The sequence below is a fragment of the Bradyrhizobium sp. WSM4872 genome, assembly GCF_055811715.1.
Window position 1 is genome coordinate 123,378 of sequence record NZ_JBVVPT010000004.1, and the last position, 23,677, is coordinate 147,054.

The window sequence follows — 23,677 nt, forward strand, 5'->3', positions numbered from 1 at the left end:
TCAATGACCTTCTGTGGCATTGCAGCGGTCCTCATCTTGTTGTCCGGGTCCATTTCGGCCAATGGTTGCAAGGGCGCGCCCCCGGGCGAACCCGGATCGATCCTGCTACGTATGTCTTTTGGACGCGCGTCCCAACCATCCGGCATCATCCGATGACATCAGCCTTTTATAGCGGCATTCCGGTCTTTCGCGGCTTCACCAGCCTGATGGACCCCGCTTTGTATTCGCCGCTGCCCGACGACTGGAGCGTCGGCGTTGCCGACATCGTGGATTCGACCAAGGCCATCGCGGCGCAGCGCTACAAGGCGGTGAACATGGCCGGTGCCGCAGTGATCGCGGCCGTGACGAACGCATTGGAGGGACGCGAATTTCCCTTCGTGTTCGGCGGCGACGGCGCGAGTTTTGCGGTCGCACCTAATGATCTCGAACTGGCTCGCAAGGCTTTGGCTGCGACCGCGACCTGGGTCCGGGAAGATCTCGATTTGCGGATGCGCGTCGCGCTGGTGCCGGTGGGCGCCATCCGCGCGCAGGGCCTCGACGTGCGCGTCGCGCGCTTCGGTCCGTCGGCCAATTTGTCCTATGCGATGTTTTCTGGCGGCGGGCTCGCCTGGGCGGACGCAGCGATGAAGCGCGGCGAGTTTGCGATCACCGAAGCGCCCGCGGGCACGCAGCCCGATCTCTCCGGCCTGTCCTGCCGCTTCGAGGTGATTCCGGCTGCGCGCGGCCTGATCCTGTCCGTGCTGGTGATGCCGGCCCAGGGGGCCGACCCGCGGGTCTTCCGCAAGGTGATCGAGGACGTCATCCGTCTCGTCGAGCGCAGCCCGGACGCCGGTCGGCCCGTGCCGCCACAAGGGCCGCCGCTGACATGGCCGCCGCAGGGGTTGGAATATGAGGCGCGCACCATGCGCGGAGGTCCGCTGCTCGCACGCCGCGCCCGCGCGCTGGCCTACACGCTTTTCGTCTATCTGATCATGCGCTTCGATCTCAAGGTCGGCGGCTTCGTGCCGAAGCTCTATACACGGCAGGTCGTGGAGAACTCCGATTTCCGAAAATATGACGACGGCCTGCGCATGATCCTCGACTGTACGCCGGAGCTCGAACGGGCGCTGAGCGATCGCCTCGCGACTGCCGCGCGCGACGGCATCGTGCGTTACGGCCTCTACCAGCAGGACGCTGCGATGATGACCTGCTTCACCCCGTCGGCGTTGCGCAGCGATCACGTCCATTTTATCGATGGCGCGCGGGGCGGCTATGCCTCGGCGGCGACGGCGCTGAAGGCGATGATGGCGTGAAGCGCTAGCGTCCCGCCCGGGTCCACGTTTCGCCGCCGCAGAGCGCGCCGACGCAGCCTTCGACCCGCAGCGAGTCCGCTGATATCACGGTAACGCTGCTCGCATAGGTGCTGCCGTCGTCGGCATTGTAGATCTGGCCCGACCATTTGTTCGGCCCGGAAGGCTGCATGCCGCTGAACAATGGCAAGCCGATCATCGGGCGCCTGGCGAGAGCGGGATTGGGATTTTTGCTGTCGGTGGCGGGCAGGCCGGTCGCGGTGTCGTGGGGTTCACGCAGCCAGACGACATTGCCGCAGATGCCGCCGCCGCATTTGCTGATCTTGACGCGGGCATCGCCGGCCTGCGTCAGCCAGGTCCCGTCGGCGCTCTGCGCACGGGCGGCAGTCGCGCCAACGAGCGCAGCCAGAAGGACGATGAGTGCAGCGAATCTGGAAGTCATGGAGAAGCCCCGAAGTGGAGCGCCTCCATAGCAGCCCAGCAGGATAGTGCAACGCTGGATGGAATCACATTCCTGCGTTTATCTGCCTGCGTGCAATGACCTGCGCTCATTTGCCCCAGCGCACCAAGGCGACCGAGCCTGCGGTCGAAAGCCCGAATACCGTCATGGCGCCGCCAACCAGCGCAAACAGGGTCCAGGCCGGAGCCTGCGCGATCATGAGGCCGCCGCCACCGATCGCGACGATCAGAAGCCGCGCGGTGGAGGCGAGCACCGGACCGCCGACGCGCGTAGCGCCTTGCGAGGAGAAATACAGCGACACGCCCATGCCGAAGAACACGAAGGTCGGGCCCGCCCAATGGAAATAGCTGTGGGCGGCGGCGGCAACGCCGGGATCCCTGATGAAGAGCGAAACCCACAGTGACGGATCGAGCGCGATGACGACGCCGATCAGGCCGACCGTGATTCCCGAGGCCGCGGCCGCGGTCCAAGCCACGCGCCGCGCGCGCTTCACCTGTCCGGCGCCCATCGCCATGCCGACCATCGGCACCGACGCGATGCCGAAGGCGAAGGTGATCGGGATCAGCAAGAATTCGAGTCGCGAGCCGATGCCGTAACCGGCCAGCATTTCGGTGCCGAAGGTCGCCAGGATCTTGGTGAAGATCAAAATGGTGAGTACGGTCTGGAGCGGCGACAGGCAGGCGACCGCGCCGACCTTGAGGATGTCGAAGAACAACGCGCGATCGAAATGGAAGGCGCGGAAATCCAGCGGCAGCCGGCTGCGGCCGGACCAGAGATACCAGAGGAAAAAGATCGCAGCGCAGGTGAATGCGATCAACTGACCGGCGGCGACACCGGGCATGCCGAATTGCGGCGCGCCGAACAGGCCGAGCCCCAGCGTGCCGCCGAGCGCGATCTGGAGCGCGCTCGTCCCGATCAGCGCCATCGAGGGCAGACGCATGTCGCCGGTGCCGCGGATAACCGATGCCAGCGTGTTGACGAGCCAGATCGCGACCGCGCCGGAGAACAGCATTTGCGAATAGCCGCTGGCTTCCTCGAGCACGCGCTCGCGCCCGCCCAGCAGCGTGAAGAACGAGCGGCCGAAGACGAGCATCGTCACCGTGAAGAAAAGCCCGCCGCAGAGGCCGATGATGGCGGCATGCAACGCCAGCGTCGCCGCACGGCTCCGGTCGCCTGCGCCGAGCGCGCGGCTGATCGCGGACGAGACGCCGCCGCCCATCGCGCCCGCGCTCATCATCTGCGTCAGCATGGCGAACGGAAACACCAGCGCGATCGCCGCGAGCGGGATGGTGCCGAGCCGGCCGATATAGGAGGTCTCCGCGATCGCAACCAGCGTGCTGCCGACCATCGCGATCATGTTGGGGATCGCGAGCCGCAGCAGCGTCGGCAGGATCGGTGCCGTCAGCAAGCTGGCGATCGGGGAGGCGACCGGGGCAGGCGGCGGCACGGCGTCCAGGGAGGCGTCGATCGTCATGGGTCACCGCGCGGAATATTGGATGATGCTCGACATATTATATGGCGTGCAACGCCGGCACCAGCCTCCCTTCACGCAGGGCTCACCAGGGCAGGCCGCAGAGGTCGATCGTGCCCAGCGTCGGCGCGCTGACGATGTTGCAGACATAGGGCGCCATGTGGGTGAAGCGGATCCGCCCCTCCGGCTGCTCGCAATAGACCTCGCCCTTGAAGGGGAGCCAGCTGCGGGCCTGGTAGAACGCGACATTGTGCGGCTCGCAGAACAGCAGCGCGAAGCGGACCGCCTCGTTGGCATGCATGGTATGCACCGCGGCGTCGATCGCCATGGTCGCATAGCCGCGGCCGCGCCGGTCCTCCCGCGTGCAGACGCCGCCGATGCCGCCGATGTGAACCTTCTGCCCGTTCCAGGTGACGGTGCGGACGTAGATGCCGACGTGGCACACGAGACCATCCTCGGGCGTCTCGATCAGCACGCGCAGGTCGGCATTGGCCCATTTGACGTGAGCCCAGGGCTGCTTCCCGACGACATCAGGTCCGAAGACCGCCTGATGCAGCGGCTGCGCCATCCGCCAAGAGGCGTCGCCGTTCAAAATGTCGATCTCGATGCTCATCGCTCTCTCTTTCGCAGCTCCGCGCAATGGGTGCGTTTCGTTCGGCCATAAGCACCTCAAAGGCAATGAGATTTTACGGCCCGGTTGAAACGCCGACATCCTTGCGACGATTTTATGCAATCCGGCCAAGCCGCCGCACCATGCCTTTTGGAAAATTCGCGGTATTTAACGGCTACGGAACCTTCTATAAGGGGTGACCGTTAAGTCTCGTTCCCCCATCAGTCGCGGACAACACCCATGACCTTTACGCTGCCCCCACTCCCCTACGCCTATGACGCCCTCGGGCAATTCATGTCGAAGGAAACGCTCGAATTCCACCACGACAAGCATCATCAGGCCTATGTCACCAACGGCAACAACGCGCTCAAGGGCACCGAATGGGAAGGCAAGTCCCTTGAGGAGATCGTCAAGGGCTCGTTCGGCAAGAACCCCGCCGTGTTCAACAATGCCGGCCAGCACTACAACCACATCCATTTCTGGAGCTGGATGAAGCCCAATGGCGGCGGCACCAAGCTGCCGGGCAAGATCGAGAAGAAGATCAACGAGGACCTCGGCGGCTTCGAGAAGTTCAAGACGGACTTCCAGGCGGCCGGTGTCGGCCAGTTCGGCTCCGGCTGGTGCTGGCTCCAGGTCAAGAACGGCAAGCTCGAGATCGCCAAGACCCCGAACGGCGAGAATCCGCTGGTGCACGGTGCCACCCCGATCCTCGGCTGCGACGTCTGGGAGCACTCCTACTACATCGACTACCGCAACCGTCGTCCAGATTATCTCAAGGCGTTCGTCGAGAACCTCGTGAACTGGGAATACGTCGAGTCCCTGTTCGACAAGGCCTGAGTTAAGCCTCATCGGAATAGCGAAAGGCGGTCGCTCGTGCGGCCGCCTTTTTGCTGTGCGGAATTCGCAATTCGCCCGCATGGCCCTGCGCGATGTGCGCATCGCTCCCGTCATCGTACTGTTTGCATCGCATCTGCGGCGCCCTTAATCAGGACGGGCATCACCCTCGAGCCGAACGCGCCCGTTGTCAGAACCCTCCCCGAAAGACCCGGCGCCCGCCGAGGACGCGGACGCCGAGCCACGGCCGGGTCGCGTGCGCAAGCCGATCGGCTGGTCGACCATCATCATCGCGGCGCTGGTGGCGGTGAGCGCGGGTCTGGTCTGGCGGCGTGACGGCACCGACGGTGTTCTCGACATACTGACCCACGATCTCTCGCTGTTCGGCGGCATCCTGCCGCGCGTGCTGGCCGGCTGCCTGCTCGGCGCGTTCATCTCCGAGATCCTGCCGCACGAAAAAGTCTCGCGCGCGCTCGGGCCGAAATCGGGCCTGAAAGGCCTTCTGATCGGCACCGCCTTCGGCGCGATCCTGCCTGGCGGTCCCTTCACCGCCTATCCCGTGGCGAGTGCGCTGCTCGCGGTCGGCGCCGATTTCGGTGCCACCATCGCCATGGTCGTGAGCTGGACCCTGATCGGCTATGGCCGGGCAGTGGCCTGGGAAATCCCGATCATGGGTACCGACTTCACGCTGTGGCGCATCGTCATCTCGCTGCCGTTGCCGGTGCTCGCAGGCGCGCTCGGCCGCTTCGTCTACGTCCGGCTTTATCCGAAGCCAGCCATCAAGGACGACGAGAATTGAGCGCCGCGCTTCTGATCGACATCCTGTTGTGGGGCTCGGTGTTCGGCGTCGGCCTGATCGCCTTTCGCCGCGGCCCACCGGTGTTCAAGGCCTCGCTGCGCGAAGGCTCGATGGACTTCATCAACATCGTGCCGCGGATTGCGCTGGGGGTGATCGGCTCCGGCTACATCGCCGCCATCATCCCGCAGGAGGTGATCAGCGGCTGGCTCGGCCCGGACAGCGGCTGGCTCGGGGTCGCGACCGCCGTGGTCGCCGGGGCCGCGACCCCCGGCGGCCCGGTGATCGGCTTCTCCATCGGTACGGTGGCGCTGAAATCAGGCGGTGGGGTGCCGCAGGTGGTTGCCTATGTCGTTGCCTGGGCGCTGTTTGCCTTCCAACGGGTGATTTTGTGGGAAATTCCGTTCATGCCGGCCCGTTTCGTCTGGTTCCGCTGTGCGGTTTCGCTGCCATTCCCGTTCGTCGCCGCCGCCATCGCCATGGTGATCGGCAAGCCCTGAGCCCGGCGTGGACAGGGGTAATGTTATAATATAACGTTTCGGCATGGTTCCCGCCGCGTCCCCAGCCCATCATCACGACCATGCTTATGGCCATTCCCATGATCACGGGCATTCGCACGGACACGATCACACCCACGCGCTTAACACCCACGCCCACGTCCACGATGCGGCCTCTCCGCATCCGGCTCAGGCGGCGCACTGGTCGATCCTGCGCATGACGATGGCCGCCCGCCTCGCGGCCGCGCTCGCGGTCTGCGCCGTGCTCTGGGGCGTGGTCTTCCTGGCGATGAGGTGACCATGGCGGCGCTGCATTTCCACAACGTCACGCTCGGCTATGACCGTCATCCGGCCGTGCACCATCTCAATGGTGAGGTCGCGCCGGGTGCGTTGCTGGCCGTGATCGGCCCGAACGGCGCCGGCAAGTCGACGCTGCTGCGCGGCATCGTCGGCATCCTCAGGCCGCTCGACGGCAGCATCCATCTCGGCGGGCTCGACAGCCGCGATATCGCCTATCTGCCGCAGAGCGCGGAGATCGACCGCAGCTTCCCGATCTCGGTGCTGGACTTCGTTGCCACCGGGCTGTGGCGTGGGACCGGCCTGTTCGGCGGCATCGGCAAGGCGGCGCGCGAAAAGATCCTCCGCGCGATCGCTTCCGTTGGCCTCAACGGCTTTGAAAACCGCCCGATCGGCACACTCTCGGGCGGCCAGATGCAGCGCGTGCTGTTCGCGCGCGTGCTGCTCCAGGACGCGCGGCTGATCGTGCTGGACGAGCCCTTCAACGCCATCGACAGCAAGACCACGGCCGATCTGCTGGCGCTGGTGAAGCACTGGCACGAAGAGGGCCGCACCGTGCTGGCCGCACTCCACGACATGGAGATGGTGCGCACCCATTTCAGCGAGACGCTGGTGCTGGCGCGCGGCCCTGTGGCGTGGGGGCCGACGGCGGAGGTGCTGACGCCGGAAAACCTGCTGGTCGCGATGCGGATGTGCGAAGCCTTCGACGACAGCGCGGCGGCATGCTCGGCCGATGATGCCCGTTCACGGGCGGCTTGATATCCGATGCTCTATGACGCGCTGATCGGCCCGTTCACCGAATTCGAGTTCATGCGACGTGCGCTCGCGGCCGTGATCGCGCTGTCGCTCGCGGGTGCGCCGATCGGGGTGTTCCTGATGTTGCGGCGGATGAGCCTCGTCGGCGACGCCATGGCACATGCAATCCTCCCCGGCGCCGCTGTCGGTTTCCTGCTCTCCGGTCTCAATCTGTTCGCGATGACGGCCGGAGGCCTGATCGCAGGTTTTGCCGTCGCGATCCTCGCAGGCCTCGTCGCGCGCTCGACCGGGTTGAAGGAGGATGCCTCGCTCGCGACCTTCTATCTGGCATCGCTGGCGCTGGGCGTGACCATCGTCTCGATCAAGGGCACCAATATCGACCTGCTGCACGTGCTGTTCGGCAATATTCTCGCGATGGACGACCAGACGCTGCTGGTCGTCGCCTTCAACGCCACGGTGACGCTGCTGGTGCTCGCGGTGATCTATCGCCCCTTGGTGATCGAAAGCGTCGATCCCTTGTTCTTGCGCACCGTGAGCCGGGCTGGCGGGCCTGCGCATCTCGCTTTCCTCGCGCTGGTCGTGATCAACCTCGTCAACGGCTTTCAGGCGCTCGGCACGCTGCTCGCGGTCGGCCTGATGATCCTGCCGGCCGGCATCGCGCGGTTCTGGTCGCGCGATCTCACTGTCATGATCTGCATCGCGGTCGTCGCTGCCGCCGTCTCCGGCTATGCGGGTCTCGTGCTGTCGTTCCAGACCCGTGTGCCGTCGGGCCCTGCGATCATTCTGGTGGCGAGCGCGCTTTACACCGCCTCCGTCCTGTTCGGCCGGGTCGGCGGCGTCGTTAGGCAGCTGTTTCCCGGCCGGCATCTGGAAGCGTGATAGCGATGCGGCGCATCCTGCTTTGTGTGCTTTTGCTGATTGCCTCGCCCCTGCATGGCGCGGAGCAGCTCAAGGTCGTCGCGAGCTTCTCGATCCTCGCCGATTTCGTCCGCAATGTCGGCGGCGACCGGATCAATCTGACGACGCTGGTCGGGGCCGACAGCGACGTCCACGTCTACACGCCCGCGCCAAGCGATGCTAAGCGGATCGCGGACGCAAGGCTCGTCGTCGTCAACGGACTTGGTCTCGAGGGTTGGCTGCCGCGGCTCGTGCAGTCCTCCGGATCCAAGGCGCAGGTGATCACCGCGAGCGCCGGCATCGCGCCGCTCAAGCTCGGCTCTGCCGCAGACCCGCATGGCTGGCAGTCCGTCCCCAACGCGAAGGTCTACGTCACCGACATCGCCAATGCGCTGGCTGCGGCCGATCCTGATGATGCGGAGTTCTTCCGCGCCCAGGCCAAGGGCTATCTGGAAAAGCTCGAAACGCTTGACCGCGAGGTCCGTGAAGCCGTGGCCAAGATCCCGCAGGAGCGGCGCAAGGTGATCTCGACTCATGACGCCTTCGGCTATTTCGCTGCCGAATACGGCGTCCAGTTCATCGCGCCCTTGGGGGTCTCCACGGAAACCGAGCCCAGCGCGCGGGACATCGCCACCATCATCGGCCAGATCAAGGCTCAAAAAATCCCGGCCGTGTTCCTGGAAAATATCAGCGACGACCGGCTGATCCGGCGGATCGCGGCGGAGACCGGCTCAAAAGTCGGCGGGACCCTGATTTCGGACGGTTTGACCGGCGAAAAGGGGCCTGCACCCACTTACATTGATATGGTCAGGCACAATATAAAGGCCCTGACCAGCGCGCTTGACCACTAGGGCAGGGGCCACCCCGCCTCGCGTCGCGCGAAAAGCCCGAAGTCCGGAGTTGTTATGTCTGAAGCGACCGCCCCAAAAATTCCCGTGACCGTCCTGACCGGCTATCTCGGTGCCGGCAAGACCACGCTGCTGAACCGCATCCTGTCGGAAAACCATGGCAAGAAGTACGCCGTCATCGTCAATGAATTCGGCGAGATCGGCATCGACAACGACCTCATCATCGGCGCCGATGAGGAAGTGTTCGAGATGAACAACGGCTGCATCTGCTGCACCGTGCGCGGCGATCTCGTGCGCATCATGGAAGGCCTGATGAAACGCAAGGGCAAGTTCGACGCCATCATCGTCGAGACCACCGGCCTTGCCGATCCGGCCCCCGTCGCCCAGACTTTTTTCGTCGACGAGGACGTGCAGAAGAACGCACGCCTCGACGCGGTGGTCACGGTTGCGGACGCCAAGTGGCTGTCCGACCGGCTCAAGGACGCGCCCGAGGCCAAGAACCAGATCGCCTTCGCCGACGTCATCGTGCTGAACAAGACCGATCTCGTCAGCAAGGCCGAGCTTGCCGAGGTCGAGGCCCGCATCCGCGCCATCAATCCCTATGCGAAACTGCATCGCACCGAGCGCTGCTCGGTGGCTTTGGCGGACGTGCTCGACCGCGGCGCTTTCGACCTCGACCGCATCCTCGACATCGAGCCGGACTTCCTGAATGCCGAGGATCATGACCACGACCATGATCATCACCACGGTCACGACCATCATCACGATCATGATCACGGCCACGGCCTGAAGCACTATCACGACGAGGACATGCAGTCGCTGTCGCTCAAGACCGACAAGCCGCTCGATCCGAACGTCTTCATGCCCTGGCTCCAGAATCTGGTGCAGGTGGAGGGCGGCAAGATCCTGCGCTCCAAGGGCATTCTCGCCTTCCACGACGACGACGACCGCTACGTCTTCCAAGGCGTCCACATGATGCTGGAGGGCAACCACCAGCGGAAGTGGAAGGAGGGCGAACCGCGCGAAAGTCGTCTCGTCTTCATCGGGCGTGAATTGCCGCAAGATCTCATTCGCCAGGGTTTTGAGAGCTGCATCGTCTCGTGATGAAAGAGTTCACGCCGGACCCCGATTCCGCCTCGATCGTCTCCGTCACCGAGCGCGTCAAGCCGCTCGCGCTCGGGATGGTCGTGACCTCCGTGCATTTCCTTGGGCCCCGCGCCGCCTTCGTCGGCGGTGAGGAGACTGTCGCGTTCGTGGATGGCCAGGGTGAGATCAGCAAGGTCGCCGTGCACAGCGGCGGCATTCTCTCGGCCGCCTCCGACGGCAAGCGCCTCGTGATGGGCGGCGACGATGGAAAAGTCGTGTCGCTCGACGCCAAGGGCGAGGTGACGCTGCTTGCGACTGACCCGAAGCGGCGCTGGATCGATGCGGTGGCGCTGCATCCAGACGGTGCCTATGCCTGGTCGGCCGGCAAGACCGCTTTCTTCAAGAGTGGCAAGAGCGAGGAGAAGTCGCTCGATGTGCCCTCGACCGTTGGCGGCCTTGCGTTTGCGCCAAAGGGCCAGCGTCTCGCGATCGCCCATTACAATGGCGCGACGCTGTGGTTTCCCAACATGGCGGGATCGGCCGAATTCCTGCCCTGGGCCGGCTCGCATCTCGGCGTCACCTTCAGCCCGGACAACAAATTCCTGGTCACCACGATGCACGAATCGGCGCTGCACGGCTGGCGGCTTGCCGACAACAGGCACATGCGCATGACCGGCTATCCCGGCCGCGTCCGCTCGATGTCGTGGAGCGCGGGCGGCAAGGCGCTGGCGACCTCGGGCGCCGACACGGTGATCCTGTGGCCGTTTGCCAGCAAGGACGGGCCGATGGGCAAGGAGCCCGCGATGCTCGCGCCGCTGCAAGCGCGCGTGTCGGTGGTCGCCTGCCACCCCAGGAACGACATCTTCGCCGCCGGCTATAGCGACGGCACCGTGCTGATGGTGCGGTTGGAGGATGGTGCGGAAATCCTTGTCCGCCGCAATGGCACGCCGCCGGTGGCCGCGCTCGCCTGGAACGCCAAGGGGACGCTGCTGGCGTTCGCCGACGAAAATGGGGACGGCGGGCTGCTGGAGCTTTGATCTGTCATCGTTCCGGCCGTAGATGGGGCCATGCGGTTTCTGACAACCTTCCAGATCGCTGACTTTGCGGACACGCTGGTCAGCCTGTTCACGGCTTTCGTCCTGGGCACGCTGATCGGTGCCGAGCGGCAATACCGGCAGCGCACCGCGGGCCTGCGTACCAACGTGCTGGTCGCGGTCGGCGCCGCCGCTTTCGTCGATCTCGCCATGCACCTGACCGGCGCCGACGGCGCGGTGCGGGTGATCTCCTACGTCGTCTCGGGCATCGGGTTTCTCGGCGCCGGCGTCATCATGAAGCAGGGGATGGACGTGCGCGGGCTCAATACCGCGGCGACGCTATGGGCTTCGGCCGCGGTCGGCTCCTGCGCGGGCGCCGACATGATTGCCCAGGCGGCGGCGCTGACGGTGTTCGTGATTGCCGGCAACACCATGTTGCGGCCATTGGTCAACGCCATCAACCGCATTCCGCTGAACGAGAAGACCTCCGAGGCGACCTATTACTTCAAACTCGCGGTCGCACCGGACGCCTTGCCCGACATGCGTGACCGGCTCGTCGAGAAGCTCGAGGGCGCAAAATATCTGGTGGCCGATATCGAAATGGTCGAAACCGGGGATGATTTGATCGAGATCGTAGCAAAGCTGGTCGCGAGCGCCGTCGATCCGAACGAGCTGAATGCGGTGGCGACCGATCTCCAGCACCTGCCCGGCGTCCGCCACGCCACCTGGGAAGTCAGCACCACGGATTGAGCGCGCCAGGCGTCGAGTTCCCGCCACCACGGGCAGGGAACCGCAGACCGGCGATTTAGTTGATCCCGAGGACAAAGGCGGTGATCGACATGCCCGGCCAATATGACAAGCGCAGACTGAAGCTCGACCTGATGGTCGCCTGCTCGCTGTTCGCAGCCGGCGTTGTGGTGTCGGGCATGTCGCTGGCGCAAATCCGCGCCGAGACCCGGATGCAGACCGCCCAGGCGACGCAACCCCTTCAGGGCACGCCGTCCGACGACCAGAACAAGCCTGCCGAAGCCAAGCCCGGCGGCGACCGGCCGACCACGCCCGCTCCGGAGCCCGCGCGGCCCGACCCACAGACGCAAGGGGCTGCCGGCGCGGCCAAACCAGCATTGCCGCCGGCGCCAGCCGAGAAGATAGCGCCTCCGATCGAGAGGAAGTAGGCCCCCTGCATTCCGGGGCGCGCGTAGCGCGAGCCCGGAATCCACTTGTCAGCGGATTCTGTCGCCTGATGGATTCCGGGCTCGCGCCAAGTGGCGCGCCCCGGAACGACGAGCGGAGAGTTGGGTGACGGCTCTCACCGCACCAGTACATTCCGGAACTGCCACGGGTCGCTCGTATCGATATCTTCCGGAAACAGTCCGGGACGGTCGGTGAGCGGCGTCCAGTCGGTATAAAAACCCTTCACCGGCCCGAGATAGGGCAGCTGAATTTCCAGCAGACGATCGAAATCCATCTCGTCGGCTTCGACGATGCCTTCCTTCGGGTTTTCCAGCGCCCACACCATGCCGCCGAGCACGGCGGAGGTCACTTGCAGGCCGGTGGCGTTCTGGTAGGGCGCGAGCCTGCGGGTCTCTTCGATGGAGAGCTGCGAGCCGTACCAATAGGCATTGTTGTCGTGGCCGAACAGCAGAACGCCGAGTTCGTCGATGCCGTCGACGATTTCGTTCTCGTCGAGGATGTGGTGCTTCTCCTGCATCTTCGCGGCGCGGCCGAACATTTCGTGCAGCGACAGCACGGCATCATCAGCCGGATGATAGGCATAGTGGCAGGTCGGCCGGTAGACCGCCGTGCCCGATGCATCGCGCACCGTGAAGTAATCGGCGATCGAGATCGACTCATTGTGGGTGACCAGGAAGCCATACTGCGCGCCGCGGGTCGGGCACCAGGTGCGCACGCGGGTATTGGCGCCGGGCTGCATCAGATAGATGGCGGCGCCGCACCCGGATTCGTGGGTGCGCGCATTCTCGGGCATCCATTTTTCGTGGGTGCCCCAGCCGAGTTCTGATGGCTGCACGCCTTCCGAGAGGAAACCTTCCACCGACCAGGTGTTGACGAAGACATCGGGCTCTTTCGGCTTCTTGGAGCGCTGGGTATCGCGTTCGGCGATATGGATGCCCTTGATGCCGGCCTGTCGCATCAAGTCGGCCCATTCGGCTTTGGTCTTCGGCTTGGGGGCATTGAGCTTCAGATCGGCGGCGACGTTGAGCAGCGCCTGCTTGACGAAAAAGGAGACCATGCCGGGATTGGCGCCACAGCAGGAGACGGCCGTCGTCGAGCCCGCAGGGCGCGCCTTCTTGGCAGCCAGCGTCGCTTCGCGAAGGGCGTAGTTGGAGCGCGCCTCCGGGCCCTTCGTGGAGTCGAAATAGAAGCCGAGCCAGGGCTCGTTAACGGTGTCGATATAGAGAGCGCCGAGCTCGTTGCAGAGCTCCATGATGTCGGTTGAGCCGGTGTCGACCGAGAGATTGACGCAAAAGCCCTGGCCGCCGCCTTCGGTGAGCAGCGGGGTCAGCAACTCCCGATAATTGTCCTTGGTCACGCCCTTCTGGATGAAGCGCACATTCTGCTTCTCGCAATGGGCCTTGCGCCCCTCGTCCTTCGGATCGATCACGGTAACGCGCGACTTGTCGTAATCGAGATGCCGCTCGATCAGCGGCAACGTGCCTTTCCCGATGGAGCCGAAGCCGACCATGACGATGGGACCAGTGATCTTCGCGTAGATCTGCGAGGCGGGGCTCATGGGATGGTTTCTCCGGAACGTGCTGACGAACAAATGGTGAGGATGGCTCAGGCGCTGCGGCGCTTGGCAGTGACTTCGATCTCGACCTTCATCTCGGGCTTGGCGAGGCCGCTGACGACCAGCAAGGTCGCGGCCGGCCTGATGTCACCGAGAACCTCGCCGCAGACGGCGAAATGGGCATCGATATAGCTGGCGTCGGTGACGTAATAGGTTGCACGGACGATATCGGCCATCTCGAATCCGCCCTCCTGCAGGGCGGCTTGGATGGTCTTGAAGCAGTTGCGTGACTGGCTCGTGACATCGGCCGGCATCGTCATCGTGGTGTAGTCATAGCCCGTTGTTCCCGCGACGAAGGCGAACTCGCCGTCGATCACGGCGCGGCTGTAGCCGACGGTCTTCTCAAGCGGAGAGCCGGTGGAGATCAGGCGACGGGACATGGTCGTGGGCCTCGACTGAAGGGGGCGTTTGGCGGGTTAAAGGGCGTTTCTCAGGCCCGCGCAACCCTAAAGCAAAGGGCACGCGCGAGCATCTCTGCTCGCCGCGGCTTGGTTGTCGCCATCATGGCAATCCCTTACGCCGCGCGCGCCTCGAGGCCGCGAACTACCCTCCGTTTGGGCAGGGTCGCGCCAGTCGGGACGATCATCCCCGCGGCGCCATCCAGCGCACCGGCCGTGAATTCGATCGCCAGCAGGCGGTCGCGCTCGAATGGGCCGGGCAGCGACAGCTCGCCGGTCTTCTCAGGCGAGAAGCCGAAGCGGGCGTAATAAGGGGCATCGCCGAGCAGGATCACGGCGGCATGCCCGCGCGCCCGGGCGACAGCCAGCGCTTGTTGCATCAGCGCGGCGCCGATCCCGAGCTCGCGGCAGGCAGGGTCCACCGCCAGCGGTCCGAGGACCAGAGCGGGCCTGCCTCCGGCGCTGACGTGCCACAGCCGCACGGTTCCCACGAGCTTCCCCTCGCGCATCGCGGCCAGCGCAAGGCCGGCAGCGGGTGCGCGTCCGTCACGCAGGCGCTGACAGGTGCGGCCATGGCGGTTCTCGCCAAAGGACGCATCGAGCAGCGCTTCACGCATCGCAACGTCGCCAGCACGCTCGCTGCGGATCGCGAACGGAGCGGCTTTCGAGGTGGGGGCAACCTGTGTCTTCCGAAGAGCAGTCATGGCGCGTCAGTCCCCGCTTGAAACGGACGTGCGCAAAGCACGCCGGTCCAAGGCGTCGTCAGAAATCGAAATGTCAGGGAGGGAGCCGGCAAGCCGGCTCCCGGGTTCGTCAGGCCTCGGACGAGAGGCGGATCAGATGTGGTAGGTCTTCAGCGGCGGGATGCCGTTGAACGCCACCGCCGAATAGGTCGACGTATAGGCCCCGGTGCCTTCGATCAGCAGCTTGTCGCCGATCTCGAGCGTCACCGGAAGCGGATACGGGTTCTTCTCGTACAGCACGTCGGCGCTGTCGCAGGTTGGCCCAGCGAGCACGCACGGCGTCATGTCCGCGCCGTCATGCGGGGTGCGGATGGCGTAACGGATCGACTCGTCCATGGTCTCGGCGAGACCGCCGAACTTGCCGATGTCCAGATAGACCCAGCGCACCTCGTCCTCGTCGCTCTTCTTCGAGATGAGCACGACCTCGGACTCGATGATGCCGGCGTTGCCCACCATGCCGCGGCCCGGCTCGATGATGGTCTCCGGAATCTGGTTGCCGAAGTGCTTGCGCAGCGCGCGGAAGATCGAGCGCCCGTAGGTCACCACCGGCGGCACGTCCTTCAGGTACTTGGTCGGGAAACCGCCGCCCATATTGACCATGGTCAGGTTGATGCCGCGCTCGGCGCAGTCGCGGAACACCTGCGAGGCCATCGCCAGCGCACGGTCCCACGCCTTCACCTTGCGCTGCTGCGACCCGACATGGAAGGAGATGCCGCACGGCTCCAGGCCCAGACGCTTGGCAACGTCGAGCACGTCGACGGCCATCTCCGGATCGCAGCCGAACTTGCGCGACAGCGGCCATTCGGCACCGGCGCAGTCATAGAGGATGCGGCAGAACACCTTTGCGCCGGGCGCGGCACGGGCGACTTTCTCGACTTCGGCGGCGCAATCGACCGCGAACAGCCGAATGCCGAGCGCGAAGGCACGCGCGATGTCGCGCTCCTTCTTGATCGTGTTGCCGAAGGAGATGCGGTCGGGCGTCGCACCGGCGGCCAGCGCCATCTCGATCTCGGCGACCGTCGCGGTGTCGAAGCAGGAGCCCATGGAGGCGAGCAAAGCCAGCACTTCCGGCGCCGGGTTCGCCTTGACGGCATAGAACACGCGGCTGTCTGGCAGCGCCTTGGCAAAGGTCTGGTAATTGTCGCGCACGACTTCGAGGTCGACGACGAGGCAAGGCTCGGTGTCGAGGCCCTCGCTGCGGCGGTTGCGCAGGAATTCCTGGATACGGTCGGTCATAGCACTCTCCCAAACGGCCCAGCGACGGGGATCCGTTCAAAAAATGACGTCGGATAAGAGCGCTCCGGCCAAATCGCGCGATGGAGGCGCGACGAGCCAAAGACTCACATCAGACTGTGCTGCCGTGGATTGGTTGGGAATGTTCCCGCCCGCACACCTGGCAATGAAGGACAAGCCTTTTCAGTAGCCCGCGCCGGCGTTGGACTGCCGGTAGAGACCAAAAAAGCCCGATCCGTCGTTGCTTTAAGTCGCGTCCCCCGTTGAGAGCGGGGTGCGCCGGTTCGCCTCCGGCTGCCAGTCACGGTTGCAAAGAGCAAAGTCACCTTCGACAAGGCATCTCTTTGAGAGAGATGCTGGACGCTCCGGGTTTGCTTTCGTCTTCCGGCTATGAGCCTTCCGACTTCCGCACTTCCGAAGAGCCCCTCGGCTTCTTCACCCCTTGGCGGCTGTCCGGCCTCTTGTCCGGATACCTACCGACTGACACACGACCACAGGCACGTGCGAAATTGGGCAATCCGCACATAAGTGTTTTGACTCTGCTTCGCAAGAGATTTTTTAGCCTGCGAACAGAATTGCCTAACATCTGCTTGCGCAGTGTTGCGCGAGCGACGCGGAAGATGAACGCGCGTTAAGTTTTCTGCGCGCGTGTCTCTCGCACGCCTACGCGCTTCAGCCGCGCTTCGTGAACGGCTCGACGCGCTGAGCGGCGCGGATGAAGGCAGTCATCACGAACACGCCGAGTGCAAACAGCGCGGCCTGAAGGATGTGCGTGCCCTGCTCGCCCAGCCCGAACAGGATCGCGAGCGCCCAGCCGCCAGCAAACGCCGCGCCGAACACCTCGGCGCCGATCAGGATGGCGGCGCTGATGACGGTGATGACGCTCGGCCAGACGATCCGACGGGAAGACGAGGAGGTCGCGTTCATGAGCTCAGGGGTCCTAGGCTTGGAGGGCCGCAATCTCCCCGAAAAGGCAGCCGGGAGCAAGGGCAAATGGCCCAAAAAAGCCCCATCGCGTGCTATAGCTGGCCGCAACAATCGAGCCACAAATCGGGACTTGTAATGTCAGAACCCCGCCAAACTACGGACTCCGAGACCAACCCGCTGCTGAAGGCGTGGGTGACGCCATTTGCGACCCCGCCCTTCGACGAGATCAAGCCGGAGCACTTCCTTCCGGCCTTCGAGCAGGCCTTCGCCGACCACTCCGCCGAGATCGCAGCGATCACCAACGACCCGACCGCCGCCGACTTCGCCAACACCATCACGGCGCTGGAGCGCTCGGGCAAGCTGCTCAGCAAGGTCGCATCGGTCTTCTACGACCTCGTCTCGGCGCACTCCAACCCAGCCATCCTGGAGATCGACAAGGAGGTTTCCTTGCGGATGGCGCGGCACTGGAATCCGATCATGATGAACGCCGTGCTGTTTGGCCGCATCGCTCAGCTGCACGAGAACCGCGCCAATCTCGGTCTGACACCGGAGCAGCTCCGCCTGCTCGAGCGCACCTACACTCGCTTTCACCGCTCCGGCGCCGGCCTCTCCGAAGAGGCCAAGGCGCGGATGGCGGAGATCAACGAGCGGCTCGCCCAGCTCGGCACCAGCTTCAGCCATCATCTGCTCGGCGACGAGCAGGAATGGTTCATGGAGCTCGGCGAGGCCGACCGCCAGGGCCTGCCGGAGAGTTTTGTCGCCAGCGCCAAGGCTGCGGCAGAAGAACGCGGCATGGCCGGCAAGGCCATCCTCACCCTGTCGCGCTCCTCGGTCGAACAGTTCCTGAAAAGCTCGGCCCGGCGTGACCTGCGCGAGAAGGCCTACAAGGCCTTCACCGCGCGGGGCGACAACGGCAATGCCAACGACAACAACGCGACCATCGTCGAGGTCCTGAAGCTGCGCGAGGAGAGCGCCAATCTCCTGGGTTATCCGACCTTCGCGGCCTACCGGCTCGAGGATTCCATGGCCAAGACGCCGGAAGCGGTGCGCGGCCTTCTGGAGCGGGTCTGGACGCCCGCGCGGGCGCGAGCGCTCGCGGATCGCGACGACATGCAGGCGCTGATCACCGAGGAGGGCGGCAATTTCAAGCTCGCCCCCTGGGACTGGCGCTTCTATGCCGAAAAGCTGCGCCTTCAGCGCGCCAATTTCGACGACGCCGCGATCAAGCCGTATCTAGCGCTCGACCACATGATCGCCGCCGCCTTCGATTGCGCCACGCGCCTGTTCGGCGTCACCTTCGCCGAGCGCAAGGACGTGCCCGTCTGGCATCCGGACGTCCGGGTCTGGGAGATGAAGGGGCGGGACGGCAAGCACAAGGCGCTGTTCTATGGCGACTACTTCGCCCGGCCATCCAAGCGCTCCGGCGCCTGGATGACCTCGCTGCGTGATCAGCAGAAGCTCGACGGCGAGGTCGCGCCGCTAATCCTCAACATCTGCAACTTCTCCAAGGGCGCGGATGGGGAACCCTCGCTGCTGTCGCCCGACGATGCCCGCACCCTGTTCCACGAGTTCGGCCACGGCCTGCACGGCATGCTCTCCAACGTGACCTATCCGTCGCTGTCGGGCACCTCCGTGTTCACCGACTTCGTCGAATTGCCCTCACAGCTCTACGAGCACTGGCAGGAGCGGCCGGAGGTGCTGCAGCAGTTCGCCCGCCACTACCAGACTGGCGAGCCGCTGCCGGACGATCTGCTGCAACGATTCCTGGCCGCGCGAAAATTCAACCAGGGTTTCGCCACCGTCGAGTTCGTCTCCTCGGCGCTGATCGATCTCGAATTCCACACCCAGCCGGCCTCCGCCGCGCAGGATGTCCGCGCCTTCGAGAGACGCGAGCTGGAGAAGATCGGCATGCCCGAGGAGATCTCGCTGCGTCATCGTCCCACGCAATTCGGTCACATCTTCACCGGCGATCATTATGCGGCCGGCTATTACAGCTACATGTGGTCGGAGGTGATGGACGCCGACGCCTTTGGTGCATTCGAGGAAGCCGGCGACATCTTCGATCCCGCCGTCGCAAAACGCCTGCACGACGACATCTACTCGAGCGGCGGATCGGTCGATCCGGAAGCCGCCTATGAGGCCTTCCGCGGCCGCCCGCCGGAGCCGGATGCGCTCTTGCGTCGCCGCGGCCTGCTTGACGCCCCGAAGGCGGCCTGATGGGCACGCGGGCCCTGTTGGGGCTGCTGCTCGCTGTCGCCCTGTCGCTCACCTCGGGCGCGGCGCAGGCGCATCCGCATGTCTGGATCACCGCGACCAGCGAGCTGCTCTATGCCGCGGACGGCAGCATCACCGGCGTGCGCCACGCCTGGACGTTTGACGACATGTTCTCGGCCTATGCGGTGCAGGGGCTCGAGAGCAAGGCCAAGGGCGCCTATACGCGCGAGGAGCTGGGGCCGCTGGCGCAGACCAATGTCGAGTCGCTGAAGGAATATGCCTACTTCACCTTCGCGCGAGCCGACGGCAAGAAGGAGCGATTCCAGGAGCCAGTCGACTATTTCCTCGACTACAAGGATACGGTCCTGACCCTGCACTTCACGCTGCCGCTGAAGAACCCGGTCAAGCCCAAGCAATTGATGCTCGAAGTGTTCGACCGCTCCTTCTTCATCGACTTCCAGATGGCCAAGGACAACCCGGTCAAGCTGGTCGGCGCGCCCGCCGGCTGCCAGATGAAACTTGACCGGCCGAGCGACGGCACCGCCAGTGCCCAGAAGCTCAACGAGCAGACCTTCATGAACGGCGAGAACACCAATTTCGGCATGATGTTCGCCAACAAGATCACGGTGGATTGCCCTTGAAGCCGCAACTCACGCCATTGGCGCGCGGGCTCGCCGTCTGCGCCGGCGTTCTTTTCGTCGTGGCCGCGGCCGACGCCGCACTCCACGATCTCCTCGCGCAGAACCCTTTCGGCGCCCCAAGATCCGCGCCGGCGGCTGAGCCTGAGGCCAGTGGCCTCATCGGCTGGCTCTTGGCAAAACAGTCGGAATTCTATCGCCAGATGTCTGCGACGATCCGCGCCGCGAAGTCCGACGGCTCGGCGGTGTGGACGCTGCTCTTCATCTCCTTTGCCTACGGCATCTTCCACGCGGCAGGCCCGGGCCACGGCAAAGCGGTGATCGCCTCCTATCTCGTCGCCAATCGCGAGACCGCCCGGCGCGGCATCGTGCTGTCGTTTGCCTCCGCGCTGATGCAGTCGCTGGTGGCGATCCTGATCGTCGGCATCTCGGCCTGGGTGCTGAATGCGACCGCCAAGACCATGTGCAAGGCGGAAGGCGCGATCGAGATCGCAAGCTACGCGCTGATCGCGCTGTTCGGCCTGCGCCTGGTCTGGGTCAAGGGCCGCACCTTCATCCGTGCGCTGCAGGCGGTTCAGCCGGCGCCCGCGATCGCGGGTGTGCCGCATCACGGTGATCACGACCATCACCACCATCATGATGTGCATGACCATCATGACCACGATCACCATAATCACGCCCATCACGATCACGGGCATGACCACGTCCATGACGAGCATTGCGGCCATTCCCACGGCCCCACGCCGAGCGAGCTCGCCGGCCCCGGTGGCTGGGGGCGCGGCTTAGCCGCCATCCTGACCGTCGGCATCCGCCCCTGTTCGGGCGCGATCCTGGTGCTGGTGTTCGCGCTGGCCCAAGGCCTGTTCTGGGCCGGCATCGCCGCGACCCTGCTGATGGGGCTCGGCACAGCGATCACGGTCGCGGCCATCGCGGTGGTCGCCGTCTCCGCCAAGGACATCGCCGCCCGCTTGAGCGCCGGACGCGACGGCAACGGCGCACTGTTCATGCGCGGCATCGAATTCGCCGCCGCTGGCCTCGTGCTGCTGTTCGGTGCGGGCCTGTTGTTGGGTTACATCGCGGCCGAACGGACGACGTGTTTTTGAGTTTTTCCCTCTCCCCTTGTGGGAGAGGGTGGCTCGCCGCGTAGCGGCGAGGCGGGTGAGGGGTTGTCTCCGCGAGCGATCCTCTTGCAGCTGCGTTCGCGGATAGAACCCCTCATCCGGCGCTTCGCGCCACCTTCTCCCACAAGGGGAGAAGGAAGAAAAAGAATCACACCGGCAGAAACCGCTTCAAGGCCGGCATGAAGAAGATCCCGAGATTGATCGCAAAGCCGATGCTCCAGAGGATGGAGCGCAGCGTCGGGCGGTTGCCGAGATAGGTCAGCACATAGGCGATCCGTACGATCAGGAACAGCACCGCGAGCTCGTCGATCAGGCGCTGCGGCGAATCCCTGTATTCGGCCAGCAGCACCGCAAAGGCGAAGAACGGAAAGGTCTCGATGCCGTTCTGGTGCGCGCCGAGCGCGCGCTGCGCGATGGCGTCCTCGAAGAAAGCGGGGTCGCGCGGCCGCGAATTGTCGAAGCCGCGAAACCTGATCCATTTGACCGAGACGATCGTCACCAAATAGAGCAGCAATGCTCCGAAGACGCACCATTCCGCGAGTGTCATCTTTCCTCCCCGCCTCGGTGCGACCCTAGCGAAACCGGCCTGATCTTGACAAGCTCGGGGCAACGCGCGACCCAACGAGGCATGACAATCCTGGCCCCTCTCAAAACCACGAAGCCGCTGCCCCAGTCCGGCCAGCCGCGCGTCGGCGTACTCCTGGTCAATCTCGGCACGCCCGATACCGCCGACGCGCGCGGCGTGCGGGTGTATCTGAAGGAGTTCCTCTCGGACGCCCGCGTCATCGAGGATCAGGGCTTGATCTGGAAGGCGGTGCTGAACGGCATCATCCTGCGCACCCGCCCCCGCGCCAAGGCGCGCGACTATCTCAAGATCTGGAACACCGAGAAGAACGAGTCGCCGCTCAAGACCATCACGCGCTCGCAGAGCGACAAGCTCGGAGCCATGCTGTCGGACCGCGAGCAGGTCACGGTGGAATGGGCGATGCGCTACGGTAATCCCTCGATCAAGTCGGGCGTCGATGCACTGATTGCGAAGGGCTGCGACCGCATCCTTGCCGTACCGCTCTATCCGCAATATTCCGCCGCGACGTCGGCCACCGTCTGCGACGAGGTGTTTCGCGTGCTTGCGCGGCTGCGTGCGCAGCCGACGCTGCGGGTGACGCCGCCTTATTACGAGGACGAAGCCTACATCGAGGCGCTCGCCTCCTCGCTCGAGACGCATCTGGCGAGCCTGCCGTTCACGCCGGAGCTGATCGTCGCCTCCTTCCACGGCATGCCGAAGGCCTATGTCGACAAGGGCGACCCGTATCAGAGCCAATGCGTCGCGACCACGGAGGCGCTGCGGCGCCGGCTCGGCATGGACGAGACAAAGCTGCTGCTGACCTTCCAGTCGCGCTTCGGATTCGACGAGTGGCTGCAGCCCTACACCGATAAGACCATGGAGCGTCTGGCGAAAGAGGGCGTGCGTCGTATCGCGGTGATCACGCCGGGTTTTTCCGCCGACTGCCTCGAGACGCTGGAGGAGATCGCGCAGGAGAATGCCGAGATCTTCGAGCACAATGGCGGCGAGCAGTTTTCCGCGATCCCCTGCCTCAACGACAGCGCCCCCGGCATGGATGTGATCCGAACGCTGGTGCTGCGCGAGCTCCAGGGCTGGATCTAGTGAGCCTGGATCCGAGGAGCGCCCCATGAACCGCCGCGAGGTTCTGGCGCTTCTTGGGGTGACCGCGGCGCTGCCGGCCTCGGTGCTGGCGCAGCAACCGAATGCGACGCGCCGGCTCGGCGTGCTCTCGGTCACTGCGGCGGACGACGCGATCGGGCAGACGCGTAGCGCGGTCCTGGTCGAGGCGCTTGCCGGGCAGGGCTGGAAGGAGCACGGCAGCCTTGAGATCGATTGGCGTAACGGCGGCGGCGACCGTGCGCGCATCGCGCAACTCGCCGACGAACTCGTGGCGCTCAAGCCCGACATCCTGCTTGCGGTCGGCACGCCCTCGGTCGAGGAGCTGCGCCGGCGCACGACGACGATCCCGATCGTTTTCGCCGTCGTCACCGATCCGGTCAGCCAGGGCTTTGTCCAGAATCTCGCCCATCCCGGGGGCAATATCACCGGCTTCACCGATTACGACGGCCCGCTGGCCGGCAAATGGCTTGAGATGCTGACGCAGGTCACGCCAAGACCGTCCCGTGTGTTCGTGGTCTACAATCCCGCCACCGCGCCGTTCGCGCCCCTGATGCTGCGTACGATCGAGGACGCTGCGCGGACGCTTCATGTGATGGTCGAGCCCACGCCCGTCCATGACGCAGACACGATCGCGGCGCTGGTGTCGCGCAAAGACGGCGGCTTCCTGATCCTGCCGGACTTCTTCACCATGGCCAACCGCGCCCATCTGCTCGCGGCGATTGCCGAGGCGCACGTGCCCGCGGTGTTCTGGAGCCGCAGTTTCGTCGAGGACGGCGGGCTGATGTCCTATAGCACCGACAGCGCCGAGCAGCTCCGCCGCGCCGCAGGCTATATCGATCGCGTCCTGAAGGGCGCGCGGCCTGCCGACCTGCCGGTGCAGAACCCCACCAAGTTCGAGCTCACGGTCAACCTCAAGGCGGCCAAGGCGCTTGGCGTCACGCTTCCGCCGGGCTTGCTCGCAATCGCGAACGAAGTCATCGAATGAATTCGGCTGTGACGGACGACATGTCCGGATTCGTTAACTTTCGCCGCTAG

General features: G+C 64.9%; 26 protein-coding genes. 17 read left to right on the top strand and 9 right to left on the bottom strand.

Annotated features, from left to right (window positions below):
* Positions 1-152: 152 nt before the first annotated feature.
* Positions 153-1,292 carry a DUF3095 domain-containing protein gene (locus tag AC0L3C_RS08095; protein ID WP_473263758.1) on the top strand — a complete coding sequence of 380 codons (1,140 nt, stop codon included), beginning with the start codon at positions 153-155 and terminating at the stop codon, positions 1,290-1,292.
* 4 nt (positions 1,293-1,296) lie between these two features.
* Here the strand turns inward: AC0L3C_RS08095 and AC0L3C_RS08100 are convergent, their stop codons facing one another.
* The 3 genes from AC0L3C_RS08100 to AC0L3C_RS08110 all read right to left on the bottom strand — a co-directional run bounded on the left by AC0L3C_RS08100 (position 1,297) and on the right by AC0L3C_RS08110 (position 3,833).
* The gene (locus AC0L3C_RS08100; RefSeq protein ID WP_473282644.1) at positions 1,297-1,731 is read right to left on the bottom strand and encodes a DUF2147 domain-containing protein; all 435 of its coding nucleotides are present in this window, start codon (positions 1,729-1,731) and stop codon (positions 1,297-1,299) included.
* Between the two features lie 106 nt (positions 1,732-1,837).
* Complete coding sequence (locus tag AC0L3C_RS08105; protein WP_473407626.1) at positions 1,838-3,223, bottom strand: MATE family efflux transporter; 1,386 nt, start codon at positions 3,221-3,223, stop codon at positions 1,838-1,840.
* 82 nt (positions 3,224-3,305) lie between these two features.
* Positions 3,306-3,833, bottom strand: a complete 528-nt coding sequence (locus AC0L3C_RS08110) for a GNAT family N-acetyltransferase (RefSeq protein WP_473407627.1) — start codon at positions 3,831-3,833, stop codon at positions 3,306-3,308.
* A 237-nt stretch (positions 3,834-4,070) separates the two neighbouring features.
* On the opposite strand from AC0L3C_RS08110, the gene AC0L3C_RS08115 reads away from it, so the two are divergent.
* The 11 genes from AC0L3C_RS08115 (at position 4,071) to AC0L3C_RS08165 (ending at position 12,050) form a co-directional block, all read left to right on the top strand.
* On the top strand, positions 4,071-4,667 hold the full coding sequence (locus AC0L3C_RS08115; protein ID WP_007615200.1) for a superoxide dismutase: 597 nt from the start codon (positions 4,071-4,073) through the stop codon (positions 4,665-4,667).
* A 184-nt stretch (positions 4,668-4,851) separates the two neighbouring features.
* On the top strand, positions 4,852-5,463 hold the full coding sequence (locus AC0L3C_RS08120) for a permease (RefSeq protein ID WP_473263754.1): 612 nt from the start codon (positions 4,852-4,854) through the stop codon (positions 5,461-5,463).
* On the top strand, positions 5,460-5,960 hold the full coding sequence (locus tag AC0L3C_RS08125; RefSeq protein ID WP_027514082.1) for a hypothetical protein: 501 nt from the start codon (positions 5,460-5,462) through the stop codon (positions 5,958-5,960). The genes AC0L3C_RS08120 and AC0L3C_RS08125 overlap by 4 nt, the downstream gene beginning before the upstream one ends.
* 43 nt (positions 5,961-6,003) lie before the next feature.
* Entirely contained in the window at positions 6,004-6,255 is a 252-nt protein-coding gene (locus AC0L3C_RS08130; protein WP_473407628.1) for a hypothetical protein, read from the top strand.
* Between the two features lie 2 nt (positions 6,256-6,257).
* Positions 6,258-7,013: a metal ABC transporter ATP-binding protein gene (locus AC0L3C_RS08135; RefSeq protein WP_473407629.1), complete on the top strand. Its 756-nt coding sequence runs from the start codon at positions 6,258-6,260 to the stop codon at positions 7,011-7,013.
* Between the two features lie 6 nt (positions 7,014-7,019).
* Complete coding sequence (locus AC0L3C_RS08140) at positions 7,020-7,889, top strand: metal ABC transporter permease (RefSeq protein WP_473407630.1); 870 nt, start codon at positions 7,020-7,022, stop codon at positions 7,887-7,889.
* Positions 7,890-7,894: 5 nt separating this feature from the next.
* Positions 7,895-8,758, top strand: a complete 864-nt coding sequence (locus AC0L3C_RS08145; RefSeq protein ID WP_473407631.1) for a metal ABC transporter solute-binding protein, Zn/Mn family — start codon at positions 7,895-7,897, stop codon at positions 8,756-8,758.
* A 54-nt stretch (positions 8,759-8,812) separates the two neighbouring features.
* On the top strand, positions 8,813-9,859 hold the full coding sequence (locus tag AC0L3C_RS08150; protein WP_473407632.1) for a CobW family GTP-binding protein: 1,047 nt from the start codon (positions 8,813-8,815) through the stop codon (positions 9,857-9,859).
* Positions 9,859-10,878 (top strand): WD40 repeat domain-containing protein, encoded by a 1,020-nt coding sequence (locus tag AC0L3C_RS08155; protein ID WP_473407633.1) that lies wholly within the window; start codon positions 9,859-9,861, stop codon positions 10,876-10,878. The genes AC0L3C_RS08150 and AC0L3C_RS08155 overlap by 1 nt, the downstream gene beginning before the upstream one ends.
* A gap of 30 nt (positions 10,879-10,908) precedes the next feature.
* Positions 10,909-11,625 carry an MgtC/SapB family protein gene (locus AC0L3C_RS08160; protein ID WP_219680356.1) on the top strand — a complete coding sequence of 239 codons (717 nt, stop codon included), beginning with the start codon at positions 10,909-10,911 and terminating at the stop codon, positions 11,623-11,625.
* An 89-nt stretch (positions 11,626-11,714) separates the two neighbouring features.
* Positions 11,715-12,050, top strand: a complete 336-nt coding sequence (locus AC0L3C_RS08165; RefSeq protein WP_007597175.1) for a hypothetical protein — start codon at positions 11,715-11,717, stop codon at positions 12,048-12,050.
* 134 nt (positions 12,051-12,184) lie between these two features.
* On the opposite strand, the gene AC0L3C_RS08170 is transcribed toward AC0L3C_RS08165, so the two are convergent.
* The 5 genes from AC0L3C_RS08170 to AC0L3C_RS08190 form a co-directional block, all read right to left on the bottom strand.
* A complete protein-coding gene (locus tag AC0L3C_RS08170) occupies positions 12,185-13,627 on the bottom strand; it encodes a homospermidine synthase (RefSeq protein ID WP_473282660.1) in 1,443 nt (480 codons plus the stop codon).
* A 47-nt stretch (positions 13,628-13,674) separates the two neighbouring features.
* Positions 13,675-14,064: a RidA family protein gene (locus AC0L3C_RS08175; protein WP_473263747.1), complete on the bottom strand. Its 390-nt coding sequence runs from the start codon at positions 14,062-14,064 to the stop codon at positions 13,675-13,677.
* 134 nt (positions 14,065-14,198) lie between these two features.
* Positions 14,199-14,786: a GNAT family N-acetyltransferase gene (locus AC0L3C_RS08180; protein WP_473407634.1), complete on the bottom strand. Its 588-nt coding sequence runs from the start codon at positions 14,784-14,786 to the stop codon at positions 14,199-14,201.
* A gap of 132 nt (positions 14,787-14,918) precedes the next feature.
* A complete protein-coding gene (locus tag AC0L3C_RS08185) occupies positions 14,919-16,061 on the bottom strand; it encodes a type III PLP-dependent enzyme (protein WP_018453321.1) in 1,143 nt (380 codons plus the stop codon).
* Positions 16,062-16,730: 669 nt separating this feature from the next.
* Positions 16,731-16,985: a hypothetical protein gene (locus AC0L3C_RS08190; protein ID WP_473263745.1), complete on the bottom strand. Its 255-nt coding sequence runs from the start codon at positions 16,983-16,985 to the stop codon at positions 16,731-16,733.
* A 135-nt stretch (positions 16,986-17,120) separates the two neighbouring features.
* Here AC0L3C_RS08190 and AC0L3C_RS08195 point away from each other — a divergent pair, with 135 nt between their 5' ends.
* The 3 genes from AC0L3C_RS08195 to AC0L3C_RS08205 are packed head-to-tail and all read left to right on the top strand — an operon-like array spanning position 17,121 to position 20,940.
* The gene (locus tag AC0L3C_RS08195) at positions 17,121-19,202 is read left to right on the top strand and encodes a M3 family metallopeptidase (protein WP_473282664.1); all 2,082 of its coding nucleotides are present in this window, start codon (positions 17,121-17,123) and stop codon (positions 19,200-19,202) included.
* Positions 19,202-19,840 carry a DUF1007 family protein gene (locus AC0L3C_RS08200; RefSeq protein WP_473407635.1) on the top strand — a complete coding sequence of 213 codons (639 nt, stop codon included), beginning with the start codon at positions 19,202-19,204 and terminating at the stop codon, positions 19,838-19,840. The genes AC0L3C_RS08195 and AC0L3C_RS08200 overlap by 1 nt, the downstream gene beginning before the upstream one ends.
* A complete protein-coding gene (locus AC0L3C_RS08205) occupies positions 19,837-20,940 on the top strand; it encodes a nickel/cobalt transporter (protein WP_473407636.1) in 1,104 nt (367 codons plus the stop codon). The genes AC0L3C_RS08200 and AC0L3C_RS08205 overlap by 4 nt, the downstream gene beginning before the upstream one ends.
* Before the next feature lie 166 nt (positions 20,941-21,106).
* Here the strand turns inward: AC0L3C_RS08205 and AC0L3C_RS08210 are convergent, their stop codons facing one another.
* On the bottom strand, positions 21,107-21,505 hold the full coding sequence (locus AC0L3C_RS08210; protein ID WP_473263741.1) for an MAPEG family protein: 399 nt from the start codon (positions 21,503-21,505) through the stop codon (positions 21,107-21,109).
* Between the two features lie 81 nt (positions 21,506-21,586).
* Between AC0L3C_RS08210 and hemH the strand changes: the two genes are divergently transcribed.
* On the top strand, positions 21,587-22,624 hold the full coding sequence (hemH, locus tag AC0L3C_RS08215; RefSeq protein WP_473263740.1) for a ferrochelatase: 1,038 nt from the start codon (positions 21,587-21,589) through the stop codon (positions 22,622-22,624).
* 25 nt (positions 22,625-22,649) lie between these two features.
* Positions 22,650-23,627 (top strand): ABC transporter substrate-binding protein, encoded by a 978-nt coding sequence (locus tag AC0L3C_RS08220; protein WP_473263739.1) that lies wholly within the window; start codon positions 22,650-22,652, stop codon positions 23,625-23,627.
* The last annotated feature ends 50 nt before the right edge of the window (positions 23,628-23,677 follow it).

Coding starts and splice junctions, on each gene's coding strand:
- AC0L3C_RS08110 (WP_473407627.1), bottom strand. CDS start 3,833: ATGAGCATCGAGATCGACATTTTGAACGGCGACGCCTCTTGGCGGATG.
- AC0L3C_RS08130 (WP_473407628.1), top strand. CDS start 6,004: ATGGTTCCCGCCGCGTCCCCAGCCCATCATCACGACCATGCTTATGGC.
- AC0L3C_RS08195 (WP_473282664.1), top strand. CDS start 17,121: ATGTCAGAACCCCGCCAAACTACGGACTCCGAGACCAACCCGCTGCTG.
- AC0L3C_RS08135 (WP_473407629.1), top strand. CDS start 6,258: ATGGCGGCGCTGCATTTCCACAACGTCACGCTCGGCTATGACCGTCAT.
- AC0L3C_RS08160 (WP_219680356.1), top strand. CDS start 10,909: ATGCGGTTTCTGACAACCTTCCAGATCGCTGACTTTGCGGACACGCTG.
- hemH (WP_473263740.1), top strand. CDS start 21,587: ATGACAATCCTGGCCCCTCTCAAAACCACGAAGCCGCTGCCCCAGTCC.
- AC0L3C_RS08180 (WP_473407634.1), bottom strand. CDS start 14,786: ATGACTGCTCTTCGGAAGACACAGGTTGCCCCCACCTCGAAAGCCGCT.
- AC0L3C_RS08185 (WP_018453321.1), bottom strand. CDS start 16,061: ATGACCGACCGTATCCAGGAATTCCTGCGCAACCGCCGCAGCGAGGGC.
- AC0L3C_RS08150 (WP_473407632.1), top strand. CDS start 8,813: ATGTCTGAAGCGACCGCCCCAAAAATTCCCGTGACCGTCCTGACCGGC.
- AC0L3C_RS08115 (WP_007615200.1), top strand. CDS start 4,071: ATGACCTTTACGCTGCCCCCACTCCCCTACGCCTATGACGCCCTCGGG.
- AC0L3C_RS08140 (WP_473407630.1), top strand. CDS start 7,020: ATGCTCTATGACGCGCTGATCGGCCCGTTCACCGAATTCGAGTTCATG.
- AC0L3C_RS08200 (WP_473407635.1), top strand. CDS start 19,202: ATGGGCACGCGGGCCCTGTTGGGGCTGCTGCTCGCTGTCGCCCTGTCG.
- AC0L3C_RS08170 (WP_473282660.1), bottom strand. CDS start 13,627: ATGAGCCCCGCCTCGCAGATCTACGCGAAGATCACTGGTCCCATCGTC.
- AC0L3C_RS08175 (WP_473263747.1), bottom strand. CDS start 14,064: ATGTCCCGTCGCCTGATCTCCACCGGCTCTCCGCTTGAGAAGACCGTC.
- AC0L3C_RS08155 (WP_473407633.1), top strand. CDS start 9,859: ATGAAAGAGTTCACGCCGGACCCCGATTCCGCCTCGATCGTCTCCGTC.
- AC0L3C_RS08165 (WP_007597175.1), top strand. CDS start 11,715: ATGCCCGGCCAATATGACAAGCGCAGACTGAAGCTCGACCTGATGGTC.
- AC0L3C_RS08190 (WP_473263745.1), bottom strand. CDS start 16,985: ATGAACGCGACCTCCTCGTCTTCCCGTCGGATCGTCTGGCCGAGCGTC.
- AC0L3C_RS08145 (WP_473407631.1), top strand. CDS start 7,895: ATGCGGCGCATCCTGCTTTGTGTGCTTTTGCTGATTGCCTCGCCCCTG.
- AC0L3C_RS08095 (WP_473263758.1), top strand. CDS start 153: ATGACATCAGCCTTTTATAGCGGCATTCCGGTCTTTCGCGGCTTCACC.
- AC0L3C_RS08100 (WP_473282644.1), bottom strand. CDS start 1,731: ATGACTTCCAGATTCGCTGCACTCATCGTCCTTCTGGCTGCGCTCGTT.
- AC0L3C_RS08210 (WP_473263741.1), bottom strand. CDS start 21,505: ATGACACTCGCGGAATGGTGCGTCTTCGGAGCATTGCTGCTCTATTTG.
- AC0L3C_RS08220 (WP_473263739.1), top strand. CDS start 22,650: ATGAACCGCCGCGAGGTTCTGGCGCTTCTTGGGGTGACCGCGGCGCTG.
- AC0L3C_RS08105 (WP_473407626.1), bottom strand. CDS start 3,223: ATGACGATCGACGCCTCCCTGGACGCCGTGCCGCCGCCTGCCCCGGTC.